General features: G+C 66.2%; 18 protein-coding genes. 5 read left to right on the top strand and 13 right to left on the bottom strand.

All coding sequences use genetic code 11. From position 1 onward, the window contains the following. Window positions 1–55: 55 nt before the first annotated feature. Both ftsH and OEJ37_RS24455 read right to left on the bottom strand, forming a co-directional pair. Window positions 56–1,954: an ATP-dependent zinc metalloprotease FtsH gene (gene ftsH / locus OEJ37_RS24460; RefSeq protein ID WP_034183278.1), complete on the bottom strand. Its 1,899-nt coding sequence runs from the start codon at window positions 1,952–1,954 to the stop codon at window positions 56–58. 166 nt (window positions 1,955–2,120) lie between these two features. After that, entirely contained in the window at window positions 2,121–2,783 is a 663-nt protein-coding gene (locus OEJ37_RS24455; RefSeq protein WP_174419101.1) for an RlmE family RNA methyltransferase, read from the bottom strand. A 193-nt stretch (window positions 2,784–2,976) separates the two neighbouring features. On the opposite strand from OEJ37_RS24455, the gene OEJ37_RS24450 reads away from it, so the two are divergent. Continuing rightward, window positions 2,977–3,504, top strand: coding sequence for a YhbY family RNA-binding protein (locus OEJ37_RS24450; RefSeq protein WP_069745677.1), 528 nt, complete (start codon window positions 2,977–2,979; stop codon window positions 3,502–3,504). 34 nt (window positions 3,505–3,538) lie between these two features. Here OEJ37_RS24450 and OEJ37_RS24445 read toward each other — a convergent pair whose 3' ends face one another. The 8 genes from OEJ37_RS24445 to gloB form a co-directional block, all read right to left on the bottom strand. Continuing rightward, the gene (locus OEJ37_RS24445; protein WP_174419125.1) at window positions 3,539–3,997 is read right to left on the bottom strand and encodes a DUF4149 domain-containing protein; all 459 of its coding nucleotides are present in this window, start codon (window positions 3,995–3,997) and stop codon (window positions 3,539–3,541) included. Between the two features lie 14 nt (window positions 3,998–4,011). Continuing rightward, entirely contained in the window at window positions 4,012–4,488 is a 477-nt protein-coding gene (gene greA / locus OEJ37_RS24440; protein ID WP_021163362.1) for a transcription elongation factor GreA, read from the bottom strand. 118 nt (window positions 4,489–4,606) lie between these two features. Continuing rightward, a complete protein-coding gene (carB, locus tag OEJ37_RS24435) occupies window positions 4,607–7,861 on the bottom strand; it encodes a carbamoyl-phosphate synthase large subunit (protein ID WP_175918812.1) in 3,255 nt (1,084 codons plus the stop codon). Between the two features lie 49 nt (window positions 7,862–7,910). Next, the gene (gene leuE, locus OEJ37_RS24430) at window positions 7,911–8,570 is read right to left on the bottom strand and encodes a leucine efflux protein LeuE (protein ID WP_174419097.1); all 660 of its coding nucleotides are present in this window, start codon (window positions 8,568–8,570) and stop codon (window positions 7,911–7,913) included. A 37-nt stretch (window positions 8,571–8,607) separates the two neighbouring features. Continuing rightward, on the bottom strand, window positions 8,608–9,753 hold the full coding sequence (gene carA / locus OEJ37_RS24425) for a glutamine-hydrolyzing carbamoyl-phosphate synthase small subunit (protein WP_072435871.1): 1,146 nt from the start codon (window positions 9,751–9,753) through the stop codon (window positions 8,608–8,610). 390 nt (window positions 9,754–10,143) lie between these two features. Further along, window positions 10,144–11,361 (bottom strand): MFS transporter, encoded by a 1,218-nt coding sequence (locus OEJ37_RS24420; protein ID WP_263346348.1) that lies wholly within the window; start codon window positions 11,359–11,361, stop codon window positions 10,144–10,146. Between the two features lie 156 nt (window positions 11,362–11,517). Then, complete coding sequence (locus tag OEJ37_RS24415; RefSeq protein WP_263346347.1) at window positions 11,518–13,092, bottom strand: transglycosylase SLT domain-containing protein; 1,575 nt, start codon at window positions 13,090–13,092, stop codon at window positions 11,518–11,520. A gap of 151 nt (window positions 13,093–13,243) precedes the next feature. Next, the gene (gene gloB, locus OEJ37_RS24410; RefSeq protein ID WP_263346346.1) at window positions 13,244–14,050 is read right to left on the bottom strand and encodes a hydroxyacylglutathione hydrolase; all 807 of its coding nucleotides are present in this window, start codon (window positions 14,048–14,050) and stop codon (window positions 13,244–13,246) included. A gap of 18 nt (window positions 14,051–14,068) precedes the next feature. Here gloB and OEJ37_RS24405 point away from each other — a divergent pair, with 18 nt between their 5' ends. The 3 genes from OEJ37_RS24405 to dnaQ are packed head-to-tail and all read left to right on the top strand — an operon-like array spanning window position 14,069 to window position 16,094. Further along, window positions 14,069–14,881, top strand: a complete 813-nt coding sequence (locus OEJ37_RS24405) for a class I SAM-dependent methyltransferase (RefSeq protein WP_263346345.1) — start codon at window positions 14,069–14,071, stop codon at window positions 14,879–14,881. Next, window positions 14,878–15,321, top strand: coding sequence for a ribonuclease HI (gene rnhA / locus OEJ37_RS24400; RefSeq protein WP_072435875.1), 444 nt, complete (start codon window positions 14,878–14,880; stop codon window positions 15,319–15,321). Before OEJ37_RS24405 ends, rnhA begins: the two co-directional genes overlap by 4 nt. Window positions 15,322–15,359: 38 nt before the next feature. Continuing rightward, window positions 15,360–16,094 carry a DNA polymerase III subunit epsilon gene (gene dnaQ / locus OEJ37_RS24395; protein WP_263346342.1) on the top strand — a complete coding sequence of 245 codons (735 nt, stop codon included), beginning with the start codon at window positions 15,360–15,362 and terminating at the stop codon, window positions 16,092–16,094. 27 nt (window positions 16,095–16,121) lie between these two features. Here the strand turns inward: dnaQ and OEJ37_RS24390 are convergent, their stop codons facing one another. Then, the gene (locus OEJ37_RS24390) at window positions 16,122–16,454 is read right to left on the bottom strand and encodes a YnfA family protein (RefSeq protein ID WP_175945510.1); all 333 of its coding nucleotides are present in this window, start codon (window positions 16,452–16,454) and stop codon (window positions 16,122–16,124) included. Window positions 16,455–16,996: 542 nt separating this feature from the next. Between OEJ37_RS24390 and proP the strand changes: the two genes are divergently transcribed. Continuing rightward, window positions 16,997–18,481: a glycine betaine/L-proline transporter ProP gene (proP, locus tag OEJ37_RS24385; RefSeq protein ID WP_174419091.1), complete on the top strand. Its 1,485-nt coding sequence runs from the start codon at window positions 16,997–16,999 to the stop codon at window positions 18,479–18,481. 109 nt (window positions 18,482–18,590) lie between these two features. Here proP and OEJ37_RS24380 read toward each other — a convergent pair whose 3' ends face one another. Together OEJ37_RS24380 and OEJ37_RS24375 are read right to left on the bottom strand one after the other, a co-directional pair. Continuing rightward, on the bottom strand, window positions 18,591–18,788 hold the full coding sequence (locus OEJ37_RS24380; protein WP_111017951.1) for a hypothetical protein: 198 nt from the start codon (window positions 18,786–18,788) through the stop codon (window positions 18,591–18,593). 192 nt (window positions 18,789–18,980) lie between these two features. Next, complete coding sequence (locus OEJ37_RS24375; RefSeq protein ID WP_175918817.1) at window positions 18,981–19,610, bottom strand: glutathione S-transferase family protein; 630 nt, start codon at window positions 19,608–19,610, stop codon at window positions 18,981–18,983. Window positions 19,611–19,788: the final 178 nt, after the last annotated feature.

The raw sequence follows: 19,788 nt of genomic DNA, 5'->3' as shown, positions 1-19,788 counted from the left end.
GCAAAACGGGCCGGTGTGAAGCCACACCAGCCCGTGAACGGTGCTAAAGCGGAGGTTATGCCGCCGGCGAAGCAGGCGCCGGCGCGTTGCCGGGCTTGACCTCGGCGCTGCTGCCACCGCCCGACGAATCGCCGCCGACGGCCGGCGAGCTCTTCGGCGAGCGCGGCGGACGGCCTTCCATGATGTCGTTGATCTGATCGGCGTCGATCGTCTCCCACTCCATCAGCGCGGCCGTCATCGCTTCGACCTTGTCGCGGTTCTCTTCGAGCAGGCGGCGTGCGAGGTTGTACTGATCGTCGAGCACGCGGCGGATTTCCGAATCGACCTTCTGCTGCGTCGCTTCCGAGATCGTGCGCGTGAAGCCGCGGCCGAACGGCGACGCATCGTTCTCGTCGTCGACGTAGACCATCGGCCCGAGCGCATCGGTCATGCCGAAGCGTGCCACCATCGCGCGCGCCGTCTGCGTTGCCTTGTTGAAGTCGTCCGATGCGCCGGTGCTGACGAGGTTCATGAACAACTCTTCCGCCACCCGGCCACCGAACAGGATCGCGAGGCGGTCCAGCAGGTAGTCCTTCGAATACGTCTCGTTGTCATGCTCCGGCAACTGCCACGTGACGCCCAGCGCACGGCCGCGCGGAATGATCGTGACCTTGTGCACGGGGTCGGCCTTCGGCAGCAGCTTCGCAACCACCGCGTGGCCCGACTCGTGGTAAGCGGTCGCGCGCTTCGCTTCCTCGCGGATCACGGCCGACTTGCGCTCCGGACCCATGAAGATCTTGTCCTTCGCGTCCTCGAAATCCTGCATCTCGACGATGCGCTTGCCACGGCGTGCCGCGAACAGCGCAGCCTCGTTCACGAGGTTCGCGAGATCGGCGCCCGAGAAGCCCGGCGTGCCGCGTGCGATGACGGCCGCATCGACGTCGTTCGCGATCGGTACCTTGCGCAGGTGCACGCGCATGATCTGCTCGCGGCCGCGGATATCCGGCAGACCGACGTAGACCTGGCGGTCGAAACGGCCCGGACGCAGCAGCGCCTTGTCGAGCACGTCGGAACGGTTGGTCGCGGCGATCACGATCACGCCGGAGTTCGCCTCGAAGCCGTCCATCTCGACCAGCATCTGGTTCAGCGTCTGTTCGCGTTCGTCGTTGCCGCCGCCCATGCCGGCGCCGCGATGACGGCCGACCGCGTCGATTTCGTCGATGAACACGATGCACGGTGCATGCTTCTTCGCCTGCTCGAACATGTCGCGCACACGGGCCGCGCCGACGCCGACGAACATTTCGACGAAGTCCGAACCCGAGATGCTGAAGAACGGCACCTTCGCTTCACCCGCGATCGCGCGGGCGAGCAGCGTCTTGCCGGTACCCGGCGGGCCGACGAGCAGCACGCCGCGCGGAATGCGACCGCCCAGCTTCTGGAACTTCTGCGGATCGCGCAGGAAGTCGACGAGCTCGGACACTTCTTCCTTCGCTTCGTCGCAGCCCGCGACGTCGGAGAAGTTCACCGCGTTGTTGTTCTCGTCGATCAGCCGCGCTCGCGACTTGCCGAACGAGAAGGCGCCGCCTTTGCCGCCCCCCTGCATCTGCCTCATCATGTAGAACCAGAACACGATGATCAGGATCGTCGGCCCGAGGTAGTACAGCGCGGACATCAGCGCGTTCGGCTCGTCGTCGGCCTTGCCGCTGACCTGCACGCCGTACTTCATCAGGTCGCCGACCATCCAGATGTCGCCGGGCGACACGATCTGGTATTTCTGGCCATCAGCCGGAGTGACGGTGAGGTTGCGCCCCTGAACGATGACGTTCTTGACCTTGCCGTTCTTGGCGTCGTCCATGAACTGCGAATAGGACACGCCTTCCTGAACGCGGGGCTTGTCGAACTGCTTGAACACCGTAAACAGCACCAGTGCGATCACTAACCACACCGCTGCCTTCGAAAACATATTGTTGTTCAAAGCACCACTCCTTCACTCGTAGACGAGCGCCTACATTTTCCTTGCGGCGCCCCTCGGTCATTCTAATCCAGTCCGACCACCCTCGCCATAAGCATTGACAACCGCCGCGATAGCGCTTCGCTTGTCCGGCAAGGGCCGGAGCCCGTTTGCGGCACCCCGCTCCGCATCAGCGCGGATGCTTCAGATGCCGACCCAAAATGAACGTTTCGGACGATTTGTCGCGGGACGCCTTGGGCTTGCGCGGCGCGACGGTCTTAAACTGCTGTTTGAATTTCTCGACGATCTGGCTGTAGCCGCTGCCGTGAAAGCATTTCACGAGCAGCGCACCATCCGGCTTCAGATGGTTCTGCGCGAACTCGAGCGCCAGATCGCAGAGATGCTCGATGCGCGCCGCGTCCGCCGAGGCCACGCCGGAGAGGTTGGGGGCCATGTCCGAAATAACAAGGTCCACCGCACGACCTTCGAGCACTTCCTCGAGCTGGTGGAGGACTTCGTCCTCGCGGAAGTCGCCCTGGATGAAATGGACGTCGGCGATCGGCTCCATCGGCAGCAGGTCGAGCGCGACGATCGTGCCGTCGATGCCGCCTTCGCGCTCGGTGTCGCGCTTCTTGCCCTGCGCGAGCTTGTTGCGGGCATACTGGCTCCAGCTGCCCGGCGTTGCGCCGAGATCGACGATCACCTGGCCCGGACGGATCAGCTTGTCCTGCTCGTCGATTTCCTTCAGCTTGTACGCGGCACGCGCGCGATAGCCCTCCCGCTGCGCCATTTTGACGTACGGGTCGTTGATGTGGTCGTGCAGCCAGTGCTGGTTAAAGCGGTTTTTTGCCATTCGAGAGAGAGATTGCTGCCATTTGCTTCGTGAAGCCGCGCTTTTAGCGGATAATACGCGTCTTCTTCGCGCGGCTGCGGCCCCTTTTCAGGCCCAAGCCGCGATTTTACGTGGTTTCGGCGCACGGCTGACGCGGTAACTTCCCGCGATCGCTTTTCAGGCCGCGCGCCCTTATTTAGATTTCGACATTTCCATGCCCGCCCTTTCGCTTTCTCCCGCCGAGCGCTCCGCGCTGCGCTCCCAGGCCCATGCGCTCAAGCCCGTCGTGCTGATCGGAGCCGAAGGGCTGACCGACGCCGTGCTCAAGGAAATCAAGGTGCACCTCGCCGCGCACCAGCTGATCAAGATCCGCGTGTTCGGCGACGAACGCGACGAACGCGTCGCGATCTACGACGAGATCTGCGACCGCCTGAGCGCGGCGCCGATCCAGCACATCGGCAAGCTGCTGGTGATCTGGAAACCCGAAGCCGCCGCAGCGGCCCCGGCCCGCGGCCGTCGCGCCGGCACGCTGCCGAGCGCGGCCGAAGCCGCCGACGACAGGAAAGGCCGCGCACCGCGCACCGTCAAGGTCGTCAAGGTGTCGCCGAACGCGAGCCCCGTGCGTCGTCCGAAGCCGACGAAGGTCGTCGTGCGCGGCAACGAGCGCGTGACGGCGGGCGGCAACGTGAAGCGTGCGAAAAAGCGTCAGGCAAGCACCAAGCGGCCGTTCCAGGACAAGTAAAAAGCGTACGCGGCACGGTCACGCCGTGCCGCGCTCAGGCGTCGCGCGCCGGCAGACGCCAGATCAGCATCAGCCCCAGCACGCTCTCGACGAGATAGAACACGCTCGAGACGCCGTGCAGCATCCCGAAGCGACTCGCGTACGGCGAGTTCGCGATATCGGTGCCCGCGTCCATCGCGGCCACCCGCAGCGCGTTCATGAACGGCTGCAGTGCGAAATACCCGGCCAGCACGCACACGACCATCGCGGCGACGATCCAGCGCACGCTGCGATATTCGCTGCTGCCGCGCCGCACCTGCTGGTTCGACAATGCGAGCAGCAGCACGCCGCACACGACACCGAGGATCGCCTCGATACGGAACAACTGGGCGGCGACCGAACCGGCCGTCATCCGCTCCAGCGTCTTGAACAGCACGGGCGCGACCGCATACCCGATCGTCAGCAGGCTGCCGACCCACACGGCCGACAGCAGACGGAACACGCGATGCGGCATCACGTCGCCCCGCTTCAGATGTAGCTGACCGAGATGATTTCGTATTCGCGCACGCCGCTCGGCGCCTGCACGGCCGCGACGTCGCCTTCGGACTTGCCGATCAGCGCGCGCGCGATCGGCGAGCTGACCGAGATCAGGCCGTGATCGATATCGGCTTCGTCGTCGCCGACGATCTGGTATTTGACGGTGTCGCCCGACTCGAGATCCTCGAGTTCGACCGTCGACGCGAAGACCACGCGGCCTTCGGCATCGAGCACGGTGGGATCGATGACCTGCGCGGCCGACAGCTTCGATTCGATTTCCGCGATACGACCCTCGATGAAGCCCTGCTTTTCCTTCGCGGCATCGTATTCGGCGTTTTCGGACAGATCGCCCTGTGCGCGAGCCTCCGCGATCGCGTTGATCACGGCCGGCCGCTCGACGGATTTGAGGCGCTGCAATTCATCGCGCAGTTGCTCTGCGCCACGCTTTGTCAACGGAATGGTGCTCATAAACGGCTCAATCGCTAAAAACGGCTTTAAAAAAAATCACCGCGATTAAGCGCGTTTCCGGCGAACCGGAAACACCGCTTAACCGCGGCACGTATTGCTTCGACAGGAAACTGACCGCTTAGTTTAGGCGAGCGTGAAGACCTTGTAAATCATAGACTTCCAGATCCTTCAGGTAGCGCAAGCCTTCGACGGCCGCGCGCGCGCCCGACATCGTAGTGTAGTACGTGACCTTGTGCGCCTGCGCGCTCATGCGGATCGAACGCGAATCGGCGATCGCCTGGCGCGTCTCGTCGACCGTCGTGAACACGAGTGCGATCTCGCCGTTCTTGATCATGTCGACGATGTGCGGACGGCCGTCCTTCACCTTGTTCACGACCTTCACCGGCACGCCGGCCGCTTCGATCGCGGCAGCCGTGCCCTTGGTCGCGACGATCGGGTAGCCGAGGTCGTGCAGCATGCGCGCGACTTCGACGGCCTTCGGCTTGTCGGCGTCCATCACGGTCAGCAGCACCGTGCCCGACTCCGGCAGGCGCGAACCGGCCGCGAGCTGCGACTTGAACAGCGCTTCGCCGAACGTCTGGCCGACGCCCATCACTTCGCCGGTCGAACGCATTTCAGGCCCGAGGACCGGATCGACGGTCGGGAACTTGACGAACGGGAACACCGCTTCCTTCACGCTGAAGTACGGCGGCTCGACTTCCTTCGTCACGCCCTGCTGCGCGAGCTTCTGGCCGACCATCGCGCGCGCCGCGATCTTCGCGAGCGGCAGGCTGGTCGCCTTCGACACGTACGGCACCGTGCGCGACGCGCGCGGGTTCACTTCGAGCACGTAGATGATGTCCTGCTTCGAACCGTCCGCCTGCGGCACCTGCTGGATCGCGAACTGCACGTTCATCAGGCCGACCACGTTCAGCGCCTTCGCCATCGCGCCCGTCTGGCGCTTCAGCTCGGCCACGGTTTCCTTCGACAGCGAGTACGGCGGCAGCGAGCATGCCGAGTCGCCCGAGTGGACGCCAGCCTGCTCGATGTGCTCCATCACGCCGCCGATGAACACGGCTTCGCCGTCGCAGATGCAGTCGACGTCGCACTCGATCGCGTCGTTCAGGAAGCGGTCGAGCAGCACCGGCGAATCGTTCGACACCTTCACGGCCTCGCGCATGTAGCGCTCGAGGTCGCGCGGCTCGTGGACGATTTCCATCGCGCGGCCGCCCAGCACGTACGACGGGCGCACGACCAGCGGGTAGCCGATTTCCTCGGCGAGCTTGAGCGCTTCGTCTTCGGCGCGTGCGGTGCGGTTCGGCGGCTGGCGCAGGCCGAGATCCTGCAGCAGCTTCTGGAAGCGTTCGCGGTCTTCGGCCGCGTCGATCATGTCCGGCGACGTGCCGACGATCGGCACGCCGTGCGCCTCGAGGTCGAGCGCGAGCTTCAGCGGCGTCTGGCCGCCGTACTGGACGATCACGCCGACCGGCTTTTCCTTGTCGACGATCTCGAGCACGTCTTCGAGCGTCAGCGGCTCGAAGTACAGGCGGTCGGACGTGTCATAGTCGGTCGACACCGTTTCCGGGTTGCAGTTGACCATGATCGTTTCGTAGCCGTCCTCGCGCATCGCGAGCGCCGCGTGCACGCAGCAGTAGTCGAACTCGATGCCCTGGCCGATCCGGTTCGGGCCGCCGCCCAGCACCATGATCTTCTTGTTCGTGGTCGGCTGCGCCTCGCACTCTTCCTCGTAGGTCGAGTACATGTACGCGGTTTTCGTCGCGAATTCGGCCGCGCAGGTGTCGACGCGCTTGTAGACCGGGCGCACGTTCAGCTCGACGCGACGCTTGCGGACGTCTTCCGGCGTCGCGCCGAGCAGCTTCGCGAGGCGGCGGTCGGAGAAGCCGCTCTGCTTCAGGTAGCGCAGCTCGTCGAACGTCAGCGACGCGAGCGTGCGGCCCGCGAGCGCCTTTTCCTTCAGGATAATCTGCTCGATCTGATGGAGGAACCACGGGTCGATCGCGGTTTCCGCGAAGATTTCCTCGGCCGTCATGCCGATCCGGAATGCATCGCCGACATACCAGATGCGGTCCGGGCCCGGCTCGTGGATCTCGATCGCGATCTCGTCGCGGTCGGTCGACTTCTCGTCGAGACCGTCGACGCCGACCTCGAGGCCGCGCAGCGCCTTCTGGAACGATTCCTGGAACGTGCGGCCGATCGCCATCACTTCGCCGACCGACTTCATCTGCGTCGTCAGGCGCGAATCGGCTTCACGGAATTTCTCGAACGCAAAGCGCGGGATCTTCGTGACGACGTAGTCGATCGTCGGCTCGAACGACGCCGGCGTCTGGCCGCCGGTGATTTCGTTCTTCAGCTCGTCGAGCGTGTAGCCGACCGCCAGCTTGGCGGCGACCTTCGCGATCGGGAAGCCGGTCGCCTTCGATGCGAGCGCCGACGAACGCGACACGCGCGGGTTCATTTCGATGACGACCATGCGGCCGTCCTTCGGGTTGATCGAGAACTGCACGTTCGAGCCGCCCGTGTCGACGCCGATCTCGCGCAGCACCGCGAGCGATGCGTTACGCAGGATCTGGTATTCCTTGTCGGTGAGCGTCTGCGCCGGCGCGACCGTGATCGAGTCGCCGGTGTGCACGCCCATCGGGTCGAGGTTTTCGATCGAGCAGACGATGATGCAGTTGTCGGCGCGGTCGCGCACGACTTCCATCTCGTATTCCTTCCAGCCGAGCAGCGACTCCTCGATCAGCAGTTCGCGCGTGGGCGACAGGTCGAGACCGCGCCTGCAGATTTCCTCGAACTCTTCGCGGTTGTACGCGATGCCGCCGCCCGAGCCGCCGAGCGTGAACGACGGACGGATCACGACCGGGTAGCCGCTGCCGCCGGTGCCCGCCATGATCTCGGCGTGCACCTTGGTCGCTTCTTCCATCGAATGCGCGATGCCCGACTTCGCGGAGCCGAGACCGATCTTGGTCATCGCTTCCTTGAACTTCTGGCGGTCTTCCGCCTTGTCGATCGCTTCCGGCGACGCGCCGATCAGCTCGACGCCGAACTTCTCGAGCACACCGTGGTGATGCAGGTCGAGCGCGCAGTTCAGCGCGGTCTGGCCGCCCATCGTCGGCAGGATCGCGTCCGGGCGCTCCTTCTCGATGATGCGCGCGACGACTTCCCACGTGATCGGCTCGATGTAGGTCACGTCGGCCGTGTTGGGGTCGGTCATGATCGTCGCCGGGTTGCTGTTGACGAGAACGACCTTGTAGCCCTCCTCACGCAACGCCTTGCAAGCCTGCGCGCCCGAATAGTCGAACTCGCACGCCTGGCCGATGATGATCGGGCCGGCGCCGATGATGAGGATGCTCTTGATGTCTGTGCGTTTTGGCATGGCTTGTGAATTCAATAAGTAATCGTTGTCGTGGGTCGGCCGGCAGCGCTCAGCTCATGGTCGCGAGCGCGAGCTTCACCGAGAATCCGATGAACAGGCCGCCCACGCTGCTCGCCGCGCCTGCCGCGAGCTTGCGGCGACGGCGGAAGTGCTCGGCGAGCCGCGCCCCCGCGAAGATCAGCGTGCTCAGGTACAGGAAGCTCGCGCTTTGCGCGATCGCCCCGAGCACGACGAACGACAGCGCGGGATGCGGAAATGCCGGGTCGACGAACTGGATGAAGAACGAGATGAAGAACAGGATCGCCTTCGGATTCAGCAGGCTCACGATCAGCGCCTTGCGAAACGGCCGCTCGCCGTCGACCGCCTGCGGCGCCTCGGCGGGCCCGCCCGCCGGCGCGCGCAGCTTGCGCCACGCGCTGCGCAGCATGCCGGTGCCGATGTAGAGCAGATACGCGGCGCCGCCGTACTTGACGACGGAGAACAGCAGCGGATTCGCCTTCAGCAGCGACGCGACGCCCGCGGCCGACAGCACCATCAGCACCGTGTCGCCGACGAACACGCCGCAGGCCGCGCGATAGCCGGCCTTCACGCCGCGCTGCGCCGCGAGCGACAGCACGTACATCGAGTTCGGCCCCGGCAGCAGGATGATGAAGATCACGCCGAACACGTAGGTCCAGATATCCGTGATGCCGAGTGCGTGGCCGAACATGATGCGAATCTCCCGTCCTTCGGTTGCGTCGGTTGCGTTAGGCGTTGCGCTGCTTCGCCGCGTCCATCAGCGCGGTGAAACGGTCGAACAGATAGCCGATGTCGTGCGGGCCCGGCGACGCTTCCGGGTGGCCCTGGAAGCAGAACGCCGGCTTGTCGGTCAGCTCGAAGCCCTGCAGCGTGCCGTCGAACAGCGACACGTGCGTCACGCGCGCGTTGGCCGGCAGCGAATCCGCGTCGACCGCGAAGCCGTGGTTCTGCGACGTGATCACGACACGACCGTCGCCGAGATCCTTCACCGGGTGGTTCGCGCCGTGGTGGCCCGTCTTCATCTTCAGCGTCTTCGCGCCGACCGCGAGGCCCATGATCTGGTGGCCGAGGCAGATGCCGAAGGTCGGCACGCCGCGCTCGATGAATTCCTTCGTGGCCGCGATCGCGTAATCGCACGGCTCCGGATCGCCGGGGCCGTTCGACAGGAAGATGCCGTCCGGATTCAGCGCGAGCGCATCGGCCGCGCTCGCCTGCGCCGGCAGCACCGTCACCTGGCAGCCGCGTTCCGCGAGCATGCGCAGGATGTTGTACTTGACGCCGAAATCGTAGGCGACGACGCGGTACTTCGGCGCTTCCTGCATGCCGTAGCCGCTGCCGAGGCGCCACTCCGTCTGTTTCCACTCGAACGGCTTCGTGGTCGATACGACCTTCGCGAGATCCATGCCCGCGAGGCCCGGGAACGAACGCGCGAGCTCGATCGCCTTCGCCTCGTCATCCGAACCGGCCAGGATGCAGCCGTTCTGCGCGCCCTTGTCGCGCAGGATGCGGGTCAGCTTGCGGGTGTCGATGCCGGCGATCGCGACGACGCCTTCGTCGCGCAGGTAATCGCCGAGCGTGCGGTCCATGCGGAAGTTCGATGCGAGCGTGGGCAGATCACGGATGATCAGGCCGGCGGCATGGACTTTCGTGGCTTCGACGTCTTCGGCGTTGACGCCGACGTTGCCGATATGCGGGTAGGTGAGCGTGACGATCTGGCGCGCGTAGCTCGGATCAGTCAGGATTTCCTGATAGCCGGTGATCGCGGTATTGAACACGACTTCGCCGATCGTATGGCCTTCGGCCCCGATCGAATAACCACGAAAGACCGTGCCGTCGGCGAGTGCAAGCAAGGCGGGAGAAAAAGACGGCAACACGGGAGGCTCCTTGGGGAACACCCTGCTGCCGACCTGTTTACCCTGCCGCGCGAGCGCCGCGCTGCGTGGGCGCGCGTAGTCGCTAGCTGGACGCGGCCTGCGTTGTCGAGACGCGAACCCGGCGCGTGGCGCACGAGGCTTCGCGGCATCGCCCGGCAGACGGCGTGCGGCGGATGAACGGGATGAATGAGGTAGGCGCTAGGGTGCGAGGTTGATCAGCACAAACTTTCAAATTATAGCCCGAAAATGGCCCTATCTTCAATCGATATGGCCGTCCGATCATGCGCGCGCCGCCACCGGCAGCGCCGTACGGCACACGCGCCACGACGCACGCTCGACATGCTGCGGCCCCGTTTCCGCAGCCGCCCCACCCATCAGCGTACCGCCGGATCAGTGCGCTTGGCCAGCGCCGCGCGCGGGCCACACGTACCAGACCGCGCTCGCGAGCTGCAGCGCAAGCAGCACGCCCCACGCGGTGAAGTGCGCGGCCGCCGGATAACGGCCGTCGAGCGCGGGCCAGTGCGACAGCACCGCGCCGACACCGATCTGGAACGCAAAGATCAGCAGGAAGATCACCAGCGTGAGCGTCGTGTTCGCGCGGCCGATCAGGTGGGCGGGAAAGTGTCCGGCCATCACCGCGTAGGTCAGGATGCCGACGCCGCCGAACATCCCGTATGCGGCCCACAGCACGGCCGGCGGCAACGGCATGCGCGCGACGATCGCGACCTGCGTCGCGACGAACAGCGCCATGCCGACGCCGCAGAATGCGTAGACGGACACACCGCGCCGCTCGAGCACGCGCGCCGCGGCGCCGAAGCCGACGCAGCCGGCCATCATCGCGAAGCCGAGCACCGATACGAGGCGCGCGGCATGCGGCGCATCGAACCCCGCGACGTCGCGCAGGTACGGCCCGACCCACAGCGACTGCATCGCGTAGAACACGCCCTGCGTGACGACCGAGAACGACGAGATCTTCCAGAACGCGCGGCTGCTCAGGATGTGCCACGTGCCCTTGAACTGGCTGACGAGCCCGCCCTGGTGGCGCACCTGCTTCGCTTCGGGCGCGCCGAAGCCGATCGAGGCCGCGACGATCACCGTCAGCACCGCGAGGCCGAAACAGATCGCGCGCCAGTTCGTCCAGCCGAGCAGCCAGGTCAGCGGCGAACCGACCACGACGCCGCCGAGGCCGCCGACCGCCATCACGAGGCCGTTGACGAGCGGCAGCCGGCCGACCGGGAAGTGCTGCGCGAGCGCCTTGAACGCCGCGCCGAGACACACCGACACGCCGACGCCGATCAGCAGCCGGCCGATCATCATCGTTCCGATGCCGTGCGCGGCGCCGAACACGGCAGCACCGGCCGCCGCGAACAGCAGCATGCCGGCCGTCACGCGGCGCGGGCCGAAGTGGTCGAGCATCACGCCGGCCGGGATCTGCGCGCCCGCGAAGCCGAGGAAATAGAGACTGGTGAGCAGGCCGAGATCGGCGGCCGACAACCCGAGCTCATGCGTGACGAACGGCGCGAAACCCAGATTGACGCCGCGAAACACATACGACACGAAATACCCGATCGAAAACAGCGCGAGCACCCTCACCTGCACCGACGACATCGCTTCCCCTTGTTATATGAAGACTGTCGAAGCGGCCCCCACGCCGCGCACAAACGAAAACGCCGTCACCTCGGTGACGGCGTTTCGTCGCAATTCGTCGGATGATAGCGCAATCGCGCGACCCGGACCGGCCGCCCGCCGCGCTGCGCAGCCGCGTTACTTCTTCTTGCCCTTGTGCGCGGCAGCCTTGGCCGGCGCGGCCTTCGCGGGTGCAGCTTTCGCCGATTTGGCCGCCGGCTTTGCCGCGCCGCGCTTCGCGCCGTGCGACTTGCCGCCCACCGCCAGGCTCGCGCGCTCGATATGCGCACCGCCGACCGACGTCGCGATCCGCTCCGGACCGGGTTCCGCCGGCATCGAACGACCGACCGGCACGTGCAGAACGAGCGCCTGGCCCGGCATCGCGAGATCGCGGTGCGTGCGGTTCCATGCCTTGAGCTGGCCGACCGACACGCCGTAGCGGCCGGCGATCGCCGCCATCGACTGCTTGCGGCGCACGCGGATCAGCATCTTGCGCGTGTCGGGTACGTCCGGCTCCATCGCGAGCGCGCCGTTTTCGGCGACGTCGGCGCTGATGTCCTCGTCGTCGTCATCGCCGCGCGGCACGACGATCGTCGAGCCCGGCTTCAGGCGCATGCCGGCGGGAATCTTGTTGACCGACATCAGCGTATCGGCGTCGACGCCGATCTTCTCGGCGATCGCGGCCGGCCGCGCACGTTCGCTGACCGTATAGGTGGTCCACGTCGAAAGCTGGCCGTTGTATGCCTTCAGGTTCTTCTCGAACGCGGACGCGTTGTCGAACGGCAGCAGGATCTGCGGTTCGGTCGCGCCGAGGATCACCGGCTTCGAGAACGACGGGTTCAGCGAGCGGAATTCGTCGAGCGACAGGTTCGCGAGCTTCGCGGCGACCGCGACGTCGATGTCGCGCGACGTCGTGACCGTCACGAAATACGGGTGGTTCGGGATGTCCGGCAGCGTCAGGCCGTACTGCTTCGGGCTCGCGATGATGTTCTTCACCGCCTGCAGCTTCGGCACGTAGTTGCGCGTCTCGTTCGGCATCCGCAGACTCTGGTAGTCGGTCGGCAGGCCGGCCGCCTGGTTGCGCGCGATCGCGCGCTGCACGTTGCCCTCGCCCCAGTTGTAAGCGGCCAGCGCCAGATACCAGTCGCCGAACATGTCATGCAGGCGCGACAGGTAGTCGAGCGCGGCGCTCGTCGACGCGAGCACGTCGCGCCGCTCGTCCTGCCACATGTTGCGCTTCAGGTTGTACGTGCGGCCCGTGCCGGGCATGAACTGCCACATGCCGGCCGCCTTCGCGACCGACAGCGCCTGCGGGTTGAACGCGGATTCGATGAACGGCAGCAACGCGAGCTCGGTCGGCATGTGACGCGCCTCGAGTTCCTCGACGATGTGATACAGGTATTTCTGCGAGCGCTCGGTCATGCGCTGCACGTAATCGGGACGCTGCGTGTACCAGGTCGTCTGCATGTCGACGAGGTCGCTCTGCAGGTCGGGCATCTGGAAGCCGCGACGGATGCGGCCCCAGAGATCGGAGTCCGCACTGGTCAGGTCGCCGACGGATTGCTTGTCGACGTCGACAGTTTCTTTGGCGGTGGCTGATTTACGGAGGTAGTTGGACGTCGCCTGCGAATCGGCGGCGTTGTCGGCGACAGGAGCCTGGCTCGCACAAGCGGCGAGCAGCAGGACCACCATCGCACTCAATATAAGTCGCATGAAAATCTCGGCTTCCGACGGCTGGAAATTGCTGGCGATACTACGGAAGTGCGTGCTTCACGTCAATAAAAACACCGAAAACTCAGCGAAATCCTACATTTGGAGCAATTTTTACAGACACCGCTTGAGCTTTGGAGTCCTCCGGAAATGATCATCTGAACCGGTTTTTCCACTCCCGCATCAGCGTAAACGCCGCCAGACGATCCGGCACCGTTTCGTGAAGCTCGGCCTCGAGCGTCGCATGGATGGCGGCGCTGTCCGCGCGCATGAACGGGTTCACCGCGCGCTCGTGCGCGATCGTCGTCGGCAGCGTCGGCACGCCGCGCGCGCGCAGCGCCTGCGCGTCGTCGCGCCACGCGGCAAGCGCCGCGTTGCCCGGTTCGCACGCGAGCGCGAAGCGGATATTGGACAACGTATATTCGTGTGCGCAATGCACACGCGTGTCGCCCGGCAGCGCCGCGAGCGCGTCGAGCGACGCGAGCATCTGCGCGGGCGTGCCTTCGAACAGGCGGCCGCAGCCGCACGAGAACAGCGTGTCGCCGCAGAACACGTGCGGCACCGCGGCGCCCTGCCCGGCCGCCTGGAAATAGGCGATGTGGCCGCGCGTATGACCGGGCACGTCGAGCACATCGAACGCGACGGCCGGCGCGTCGAGCGTCACGCGATCGCCGCCCGAAAGCGGCCGCGTGACCACGCCGATCGCCTCGGCCGCAGGGCCGTAAACGGTCAGCGGCACATCGGCCGGTTGGCTATTGCGCAGCGACTCGACACCGCCGACATGGTCGGCGTGATGGTGCGTGAGTAAAATAGCGGTCAACCGCCAGCCTCGTTCGGCAAGAACCCGGCGTACGGGCGCGGCTTCACCCGGATCGACGGCGATCGCATCGCGGCCGTCCGAGACGAGCCAGATATAGTTGTCTTCGAATGCCGGTACCGGCACGTACTCCAGCTCGTTCATGGGCGCGCAATCATCGTTATGCCTGATCGTCAAATTATAGACTGGCCCGCCTGGACCGACTCGCCTCCCGGCCGCTACGTGCTGGACTGGGAGCAGGCGCAGCTCGACCGGATCGTGTCCGACGTCTTCGGGTTCCACGCGCTGCAGCTCGGCCTGCCGCAGCTCGACGCGCTGCGCGAGAACCGCATGCCGTATCGCGGCCTCGTGCTCGATCCGGCGAGCGGCGCGAGCGCGCCGTACCAGTATCCGTGGGCGCGCGAAGCGCACGCGCCGGAGCACGCGCCCGCCGATCGCAGCACGACGTGGTGCGACCTGCTCGACCTGCCGTTCGAATCGCAGAGCGTCGACCTGATCGTGATGTCGCACACGCTCGAATTCACGTCCGACCCGCACCGCCTGCTGCGCGAGGCCGAGCGCGTGCTGATGCCGGAAGGCCAGCTCGTGATCACCGGCTTCAATTCGCTCAGCCTGTGGGGCATGCGGCAATCGTTCGGGCGCATGGCGAACCACCCGTTCGTGCCGGCCACGCGCGACCAGATCGCGTTCATCCGGCTCAAGGACTGGATCAAGCTGCTCGGTTTCGACCTCGAACGCGGCCGCTTCGGCTGCTACCGGCCGCCGCTCGTCACCGACAAGTGGCTGGCCCGCTACGGCTTCATGGAAGCCGCGGGCGACCGCTGGTGGCCGATCTTCGGCGCCGTCTACATGGTGACGGCCGTCAAGCGCGTGCGCGGCATGCGCCTGGTCGGCCAGATCAAGATGAAAAAACCCGTGCTCGCGCCAGGCCTGACGCCCGCGGCCTCCCCGACCACCCATCAAGAACATTCATGACAATCGATACCATCGACATCTATACCGACGGCGCCTGCAAGGGCAACCCCGGCCCCGGCGGCTGGGGCGCACTGATGCGCTACGGCGACCGCGAAAAGGAGCTGTTCGGCGGCGAGCCCAACACGACCAACAACCGCATGGAACTGATGGGCGTGATCGCCGCGCTCGAGGCGCTGAAACGGCCATGCCAGGTGATCGTGCACACCGACTCGCAATACGTGCAGAAAGGCATCAGCGAGTGGATCCACGGCTGGAAGAAGAAGGGCTGGGTCACCGCGGCGAAGACGCCCGTGAAGAACGCCGACCTGTGGAAGCGGCTCGACGCGCTCGTCGCGCAGCACGAGGTCGAGTGGCGCTGGGTCAAGGGTCACGCGGGCCATCCCGAAAACGAGCGCGCGGACGCGCTCGCGAATCGCGGCGTCGAATCGCTCACGGCCTGAACGCCGGCCACTCCCCTGTTTCCTTCGTTTTTCCCGACATGCGCCAGATCATCCTCGATACCGAAACCACCGGCCTGAACGCCCGCACGGGCGACCGCCTCATCGAAATCGGCTGCGTCGAGCTGCTGAACCGGCGGCTCACCGGCAACAACCTGCACTTCTACGTGAACCCCGAGCGCGACAGCGATCCGGGCGCACTGGCCGTGCACGGCCTCACGACCGAATTCCTCAGCGACAAGCCGAAGTTCGCGGAAGTCGCCAGCCAGATCCTCGACTTCGTGAAGGACGCCGAGCTGATCATCCACAACGCGCCGTTCGACCTTGGCTTCCTCGACGCCGAATTCTCGCGGCTCGACCTGCCGCCGTTCACCGAACATTGCGGCGGCGTGATCGACACGCTCGTGCAGGCCAAGCAGATGTTCCCCGGCAAGCGCAACTCGCTCGACGCGCTGTGCGACCGCTTCGGCATCAGCAACGCGCACCGTACGCTGCACGGCGCACTGCTCGACTCGGAGCTGCTCGCCGAGGTGTATCTCGCAATGACGCGCGGCCAGGACAGCCTCGTGATCGACATGCTCGACGACGCGGGCGCCGACGGCGGCGCGGCGAACGGCCAGCGCGTGTCGCTCGCCGCGCTCGACCTGGCCGTGGTGGCCGCGAGCGACGACGAGCTCGCCGCGCACCACGCGCAGCTCGACGAACTCGACAAGTCGGTCAAGGGCACATGCGTGTGGCGCACGTCCGCCGACGCGGGCGCTGCCGAAACGGCCTGACCCACGCGGCACGCGCTGCGGCCGCGCTTACGCGCGCGGCTGCAGCGCGATGACCGCCATCCCGCCGAGCGCAAGCACCGCGCCGGCCACGTCCCAGCGGGTCAGCGCGATGCCGTCGACCACCCGCAGCCAGACCAGCGCAACCGCGATATACACGCCGCCGTACGCGGCATACGTGCGCCCCGCAGCACTCGGGTGCAGCGTCAGCAGCCACGCGAACAACGCGAGCGACAGCGCGGCCGGCACCAGCAGCCAGGCCGGCCGGCTGCCCTTCAGTACGAGCCACGGCAGGTAACAGCCGACGATTTCGGCCAGTGCGGTGGCGGCGAACAGCGCCGCGATCCTCAGCAGTTCGGTCATCCGGTTCCTCGTGAATTCGCCCCCGCATCCGGGGGCTGCACGGCCCTGCCGCGCGCCGCCGATCATACCCGAGCCGGTCGCGCCGGACGCCCCGCCAGACGGGTGTCTCCCGGCAATTTGCACGATCATCCGTCATCGTGCTATCATGTCGCCTGTTTCAACATTCAATCTCTGTCTATTCGATTTCGCGAGAAGTCCGTCCGCGCGTTGCGGGCCGGCGCTTCAACCGAAATTGCACCCACAGGAAAGCCCGCCCGACAGGCCCGCTTTTCTCGTTTCGTTGCCCCATTTCGGGGCGCTTGCCGGAACGCCGGACCTCCGTCCGCACCGGCATCTGCCGCCAGCATCATGCGGCCCATTCTTCATGAGCGCACTGTCGCGACGGCCCATCGGGCCCGCGTCGAAGCAGCCCCTTACGGCCCTTTACCGCCCATTGTGCAGTAAGCGCTTAATGGCCTGCCCCGACGCGCCGCACGCGACACCGCGCTTGCAGGCAAACCGTGTCGGACGGCCCGCCCGTTCCGGCGCAGTCAAAGGAGTGCATGACCTTGACCGCAACACACGTCAGCCCGACCGCTGCTTCTTCCTCCACTTCGTCCGGCGACGCTCCGCTCGCCGCGGACGACATAACCGTCGTCGACCAGAGCCTGCTCAAGCGCGCCGTCAGCGCGATGGCCATCGGCAATGCGATGGAATGGTTCGACTTCGGCGTCTACAGCTACATCGCCGTCACGCTCGGCAAGGTGTTCTTCCCGTCCAGCAGCCCGTCCGCGCAGCTGCTCGCGACCTTCGGCACGTTCGCGGCCGCGTTCCTCGTGCGCCCGCTCGGCGGCATGGTGTTCGGCCCGCTCGGCGACCGCATCGGCCGCCAGCGCGTGCTCGCCGCGACGATGATCATGATGGCCGTCGGCACCTTCGCGATCGGCCTGATCCCGAGCTACGCGTCGATCGGCATCATGGCGCCCATGCTGCTGCTCGTCGCGCGCCTCGTGCAGGGTTTCTCGACCGGCGGCGAATACGGGGGCGCGGCCACCTTCATCGCCGAATTCTCGACGGACAAGCGCCGCGGCTTCATGGGCAGCTTCCTCGAATTCGGCACGCTGATCGGCTATGTGATGGGTGCGGGCGTCGTCGCGCTGCTGACCGCATCGCTGTCGCAGGAAGCACTGCTGTCGTGGGGCTGGCGCGTGCCGTTCCTGATCGCCGGCCCGCTCGGCCTGATCGGCCTCTACATCCGGATGAAGCTCGAGGAAACGCCCGCGTTCAAGCGCCAGGCCGAAGAGCGCGAAGCGCAGGACAAGGCCGTGCCGACGGCGCGCTTCCGCGAAACGCTGATGCGCAACTGGCGTGCGCTGCTGCTGTGCGTCGGCCTCGTGCTGATCTTCAACGTGACCGACTACATGGTGTTGTCATACCTGCCGAGCTTCATGTCGTCGACGCTGCACTTCGACGAATCGCACAGCCTCGTGCTGGTGCTGCTCGTGATGGTGCTGATGATGCCGATGACGCTCTATGCCGGCCGCCTGTCCGACCGGATCGGCCGCAAGCCGGTGATGCTCGCCGGCTGTGTCGGGCTGCTCGTGCTGTCGATCCCGTCGATGATGCTGATCCATGCGGGCACCACGGCGTCGGTGTTCGGCGGCCTGCTGATCCTCGGCGTGCTGCTGTCCTGCTTCACCGGCGTGATGCCGTCTGCGCTGCCGGCGCTGTTCCCGACCGAGATCCGCTACGGCGCGCTCGCGATCGGCTTCAACGTGTCGGTATCGCTGTTCGGCGGCACGACGCCGCTGATGACAGCGTGGCTCGTCGACGTGACGCACAACCTGATGATGCCCGCGTACTACATGATGGGCGCCGCCGTGATCGGCATCGTGTCGGTCGTCGCGCTCGCGGAAACTGCGCGCCAGCCGCTCAAGGGCTCGCCGCCGGCCGTCGCGACGCGCCGCGAAGCGCACCAGCTCGCTCGCCAGCTGCGCGAGGAGGACGACTCGGAGATGTACAGCGTCGTGTCGCCCGCACGCGCCTGAGGGTCGCCCATGAAAAAGCCCCGGCCGAAGCCGGGGCCCGATCGAATCCGATCCGCCCGACCGGCTTGCGCCGGCCGGGCTTTTTTTCATCCTTTGGCCGCGAGCGCCCTCATGCGTGCGCTTCGCCGTGACGGCAGAAGATCAGCGCACGCGAGCGAGACACCGCCGCCTGCGCGCCGCGTGCCGCGACGATCAGCCCGACCTGGCCGAGATTGAAATCGCGCTCGACCATCAACTGCGTCAGCGCGGCAAGCGGCAACACGACGGACGGGTGGTACAGGCTTGATTCGATCAGGGCTTTCATCATCGGCTCCATCTGGCAATGCGTGATTCGATGGAGTGGATTCTAGGGATCGGCCGCTTCCGGATAAACGGCGCGAATGCGAAGTCACTTGTCGGCCACCGAGAACAATCGGCGGCGGCTTGCCTGGCAGCGTCAAGCGGCCGGCAGGCAACGGCGCGGGGCGGCCTCGCGCCCCGCCGCCAAGGGCCGCCAGGCCTAGACGAGCGGCGTTTCGACGAACGCCGGCAGCGCTTCCGTGCGCGCCGAATGCGCGGCGAGCGCCGGATAGCGGGCCGGATCGATCCGCGCGAGCACCGGGTAGTCGGCCGACATGAACTGCGTGAAGCGCCACGCCACCGCGACCGTCACGTCGGACTGCAGCAGGCGCGCGCCGCCGAACCAGCCGTTCGCGGCCGCGACGAGCGGCTCCAGCTTGCCGTACGCGCCCTCGAGCTGGCTCAGCACGCGCTCGATCCACGGCGCGTGCTGCTTGTCGGACGGGCGCAGCGCCTGCTCGTAGACGACCTGCACGGCCTTCTCGGCCGCCGCCAGCGCGAAGCCGACCGGCACGAGCGCGCGCAGCCGCGCATCGGCGGCGTCGGGCAGCAGGCGCCGCTCCGGCGCGACCAGGTGATCGAGATAGTCGACGATCAGCGACGAATCGATCAGCGTCGCGCCATCGTCGGTTATGAGCGTCGGCGCCTTGACGACCGGGTTGACCGCCCTGAACTGCTCGAAGTGACGGAACACCGAGATCGACTCGTGTTCGAACGGCAGGTCGAGCAGCTTCGCCGAAATGGCGACACGGCGCACGAACGGGGAATCCAGCATGCCGATCAGCTTCATCGCAAACGCTCCGCTTGAGGGGAATGGGACCGACGACTGTAGCAGCGTCGCGAGCCGCCGGCTAGCGTGCTCGCGCGCGTCCGCTTGATACTACGCATCGGCCGGCAGCGTACCAAGCCCCCCGCTACCGGGCCACAGTGGCCATAATGCAGATTCACGCCTCTTCCGCCCCAAGGTC

Source organism: Burkholderia sp. BKH01 (genome assembly GCF_025685725.1).
Lineage (GTDB): Bacteria > Pseudomonadota > Gammaproteobacteria > Burkholderiales > Burkholderiaceae > Burkholderia > Burkholderia pyrrocinia_C.
Note: the sequence above shows the minus strand (reverse complement) of the source record. Positions and strands in the feature narration are given on the sequence as shown.

What these genes read in the sequence shown, in the direction of transcription:
- OEJ37_RS24455 (WP_174419101.1), bottom strand. Translation starts at nt 2,783, where the DNA reads ATGGCAAAAAACCGCTTTAACCAGCACTGGCTGCACGACCACATCAAC.
- OEJ37_RS24450 (WP_069745677.1), top strand. Translation starts at nt 2,977, where the DNA reads ATGCCCGCCCTTTCGCTTTCTCCCGCCGAGCGCTCCGCGCTGCGCTCC.
- OEJ37_RS24445 (WP_174419125.1), bottom strand. Translation starts at nt 3,997, where the DNA reads ATGCCGCATCGCGTGTTCCGTCTGCTGTCGGCCGTGTGGGTCGGCAGC.
- greA (WP_021163362.1), bottom strand. Translation starts at nt 4,488, where the DNA reads ATGAGCACCATTCCGTTGACAAAGCGTGGCGCAGAGCAACTGCGCGAT.
- carB (WP_175918812.1), bottom strand. Translation starts at nt 7,861, where the DNA reads ATGCCAAAACGCACAGACATCAAGAGCATCCTCATCATCGGCGCCGGC.
- leuE (WP_174419097.1), bottom strand. Translation starts at nt 8,570, where the DNA reads ATGTTCGGCCACGCACTCGGCATCACGGATATCTGGACCTACGTGTTC.
- OEJ37_RS24420 (WP_263346348.1), bottom strand. Translation starts at nt 11,361, where the DNA reads ATGTCGTCGGTGCAGGTGAGGGTGCTCGCGCTGTTTTCGATCGGGTAT.
- OEJ37_RS24415 (WP_263346347.1), bottom strand. Translation starts at nt 13,092, where the DNA reads ATGCGACTTATATTGAGTGCGATGGTGGTCCTGCTGCTCGCCGCTTGT.
- gloB (WP_263346346.1), bottom strand. Translation starts at nt 14,050, where the DNA reads ATGAACGAGCTGGAGTACGTGCCGGTACCGGCATTCGAAGACAACTAT.
- OEJ37_RS24405 (WP_263346345.1), top strand. Translation starts at nt 14,069, where the DNA reads ATGCCTGATCGTCAAATTATAGACTGGCCCGCCTGGACCGACTCGCCT.
- rnhA (WP_072435875.1), top strand. Translation starts at nt 14,878, where the DNA reads ATGACAATCGATACCATCGACATCTATACCGACGGCGCCTGCAAGGGC.
- dnaQ (WP_263346342.1), top strand. Translation starts at nt 15,360, where the DNA reads ATGCGCCAGATCATCCTCGATACCGAAACCACCGGCCTGAACGCCCGC.
- OEJ37_RS24390 (WP_175945510.1), bottom strand. Translation starts at nt 16,454, where the DNA reads ATGACCGAACTGCTGAGGATCGCGGCGCTGTTCGCCGCCACCGCACTG.
- proP (WP_174419091.1), top strand. Translation starts at nt 16,997, where the DNA reads ATGACCTTGACCGCAACACACGTCAGCCCGACCGCTGCTTCTTCCTCC.
- OEJ37_RS24380 (WP_111017951.1), bottom strand. Translation starts at nt 18,788, where the DNA reads ATGATGAAAGCCCTGATCGAATCAAGCCTGTACCACCCGTCCGTCGTG.
- OEJ37_RS24375 (WP_175918817.1), bottom strand. Translation starts at nt 19,610, where the DNA reads ATGAAGCTGATCGGCATGCTGGATTCCCCGTTCGTGCGCCGTGTCGCC.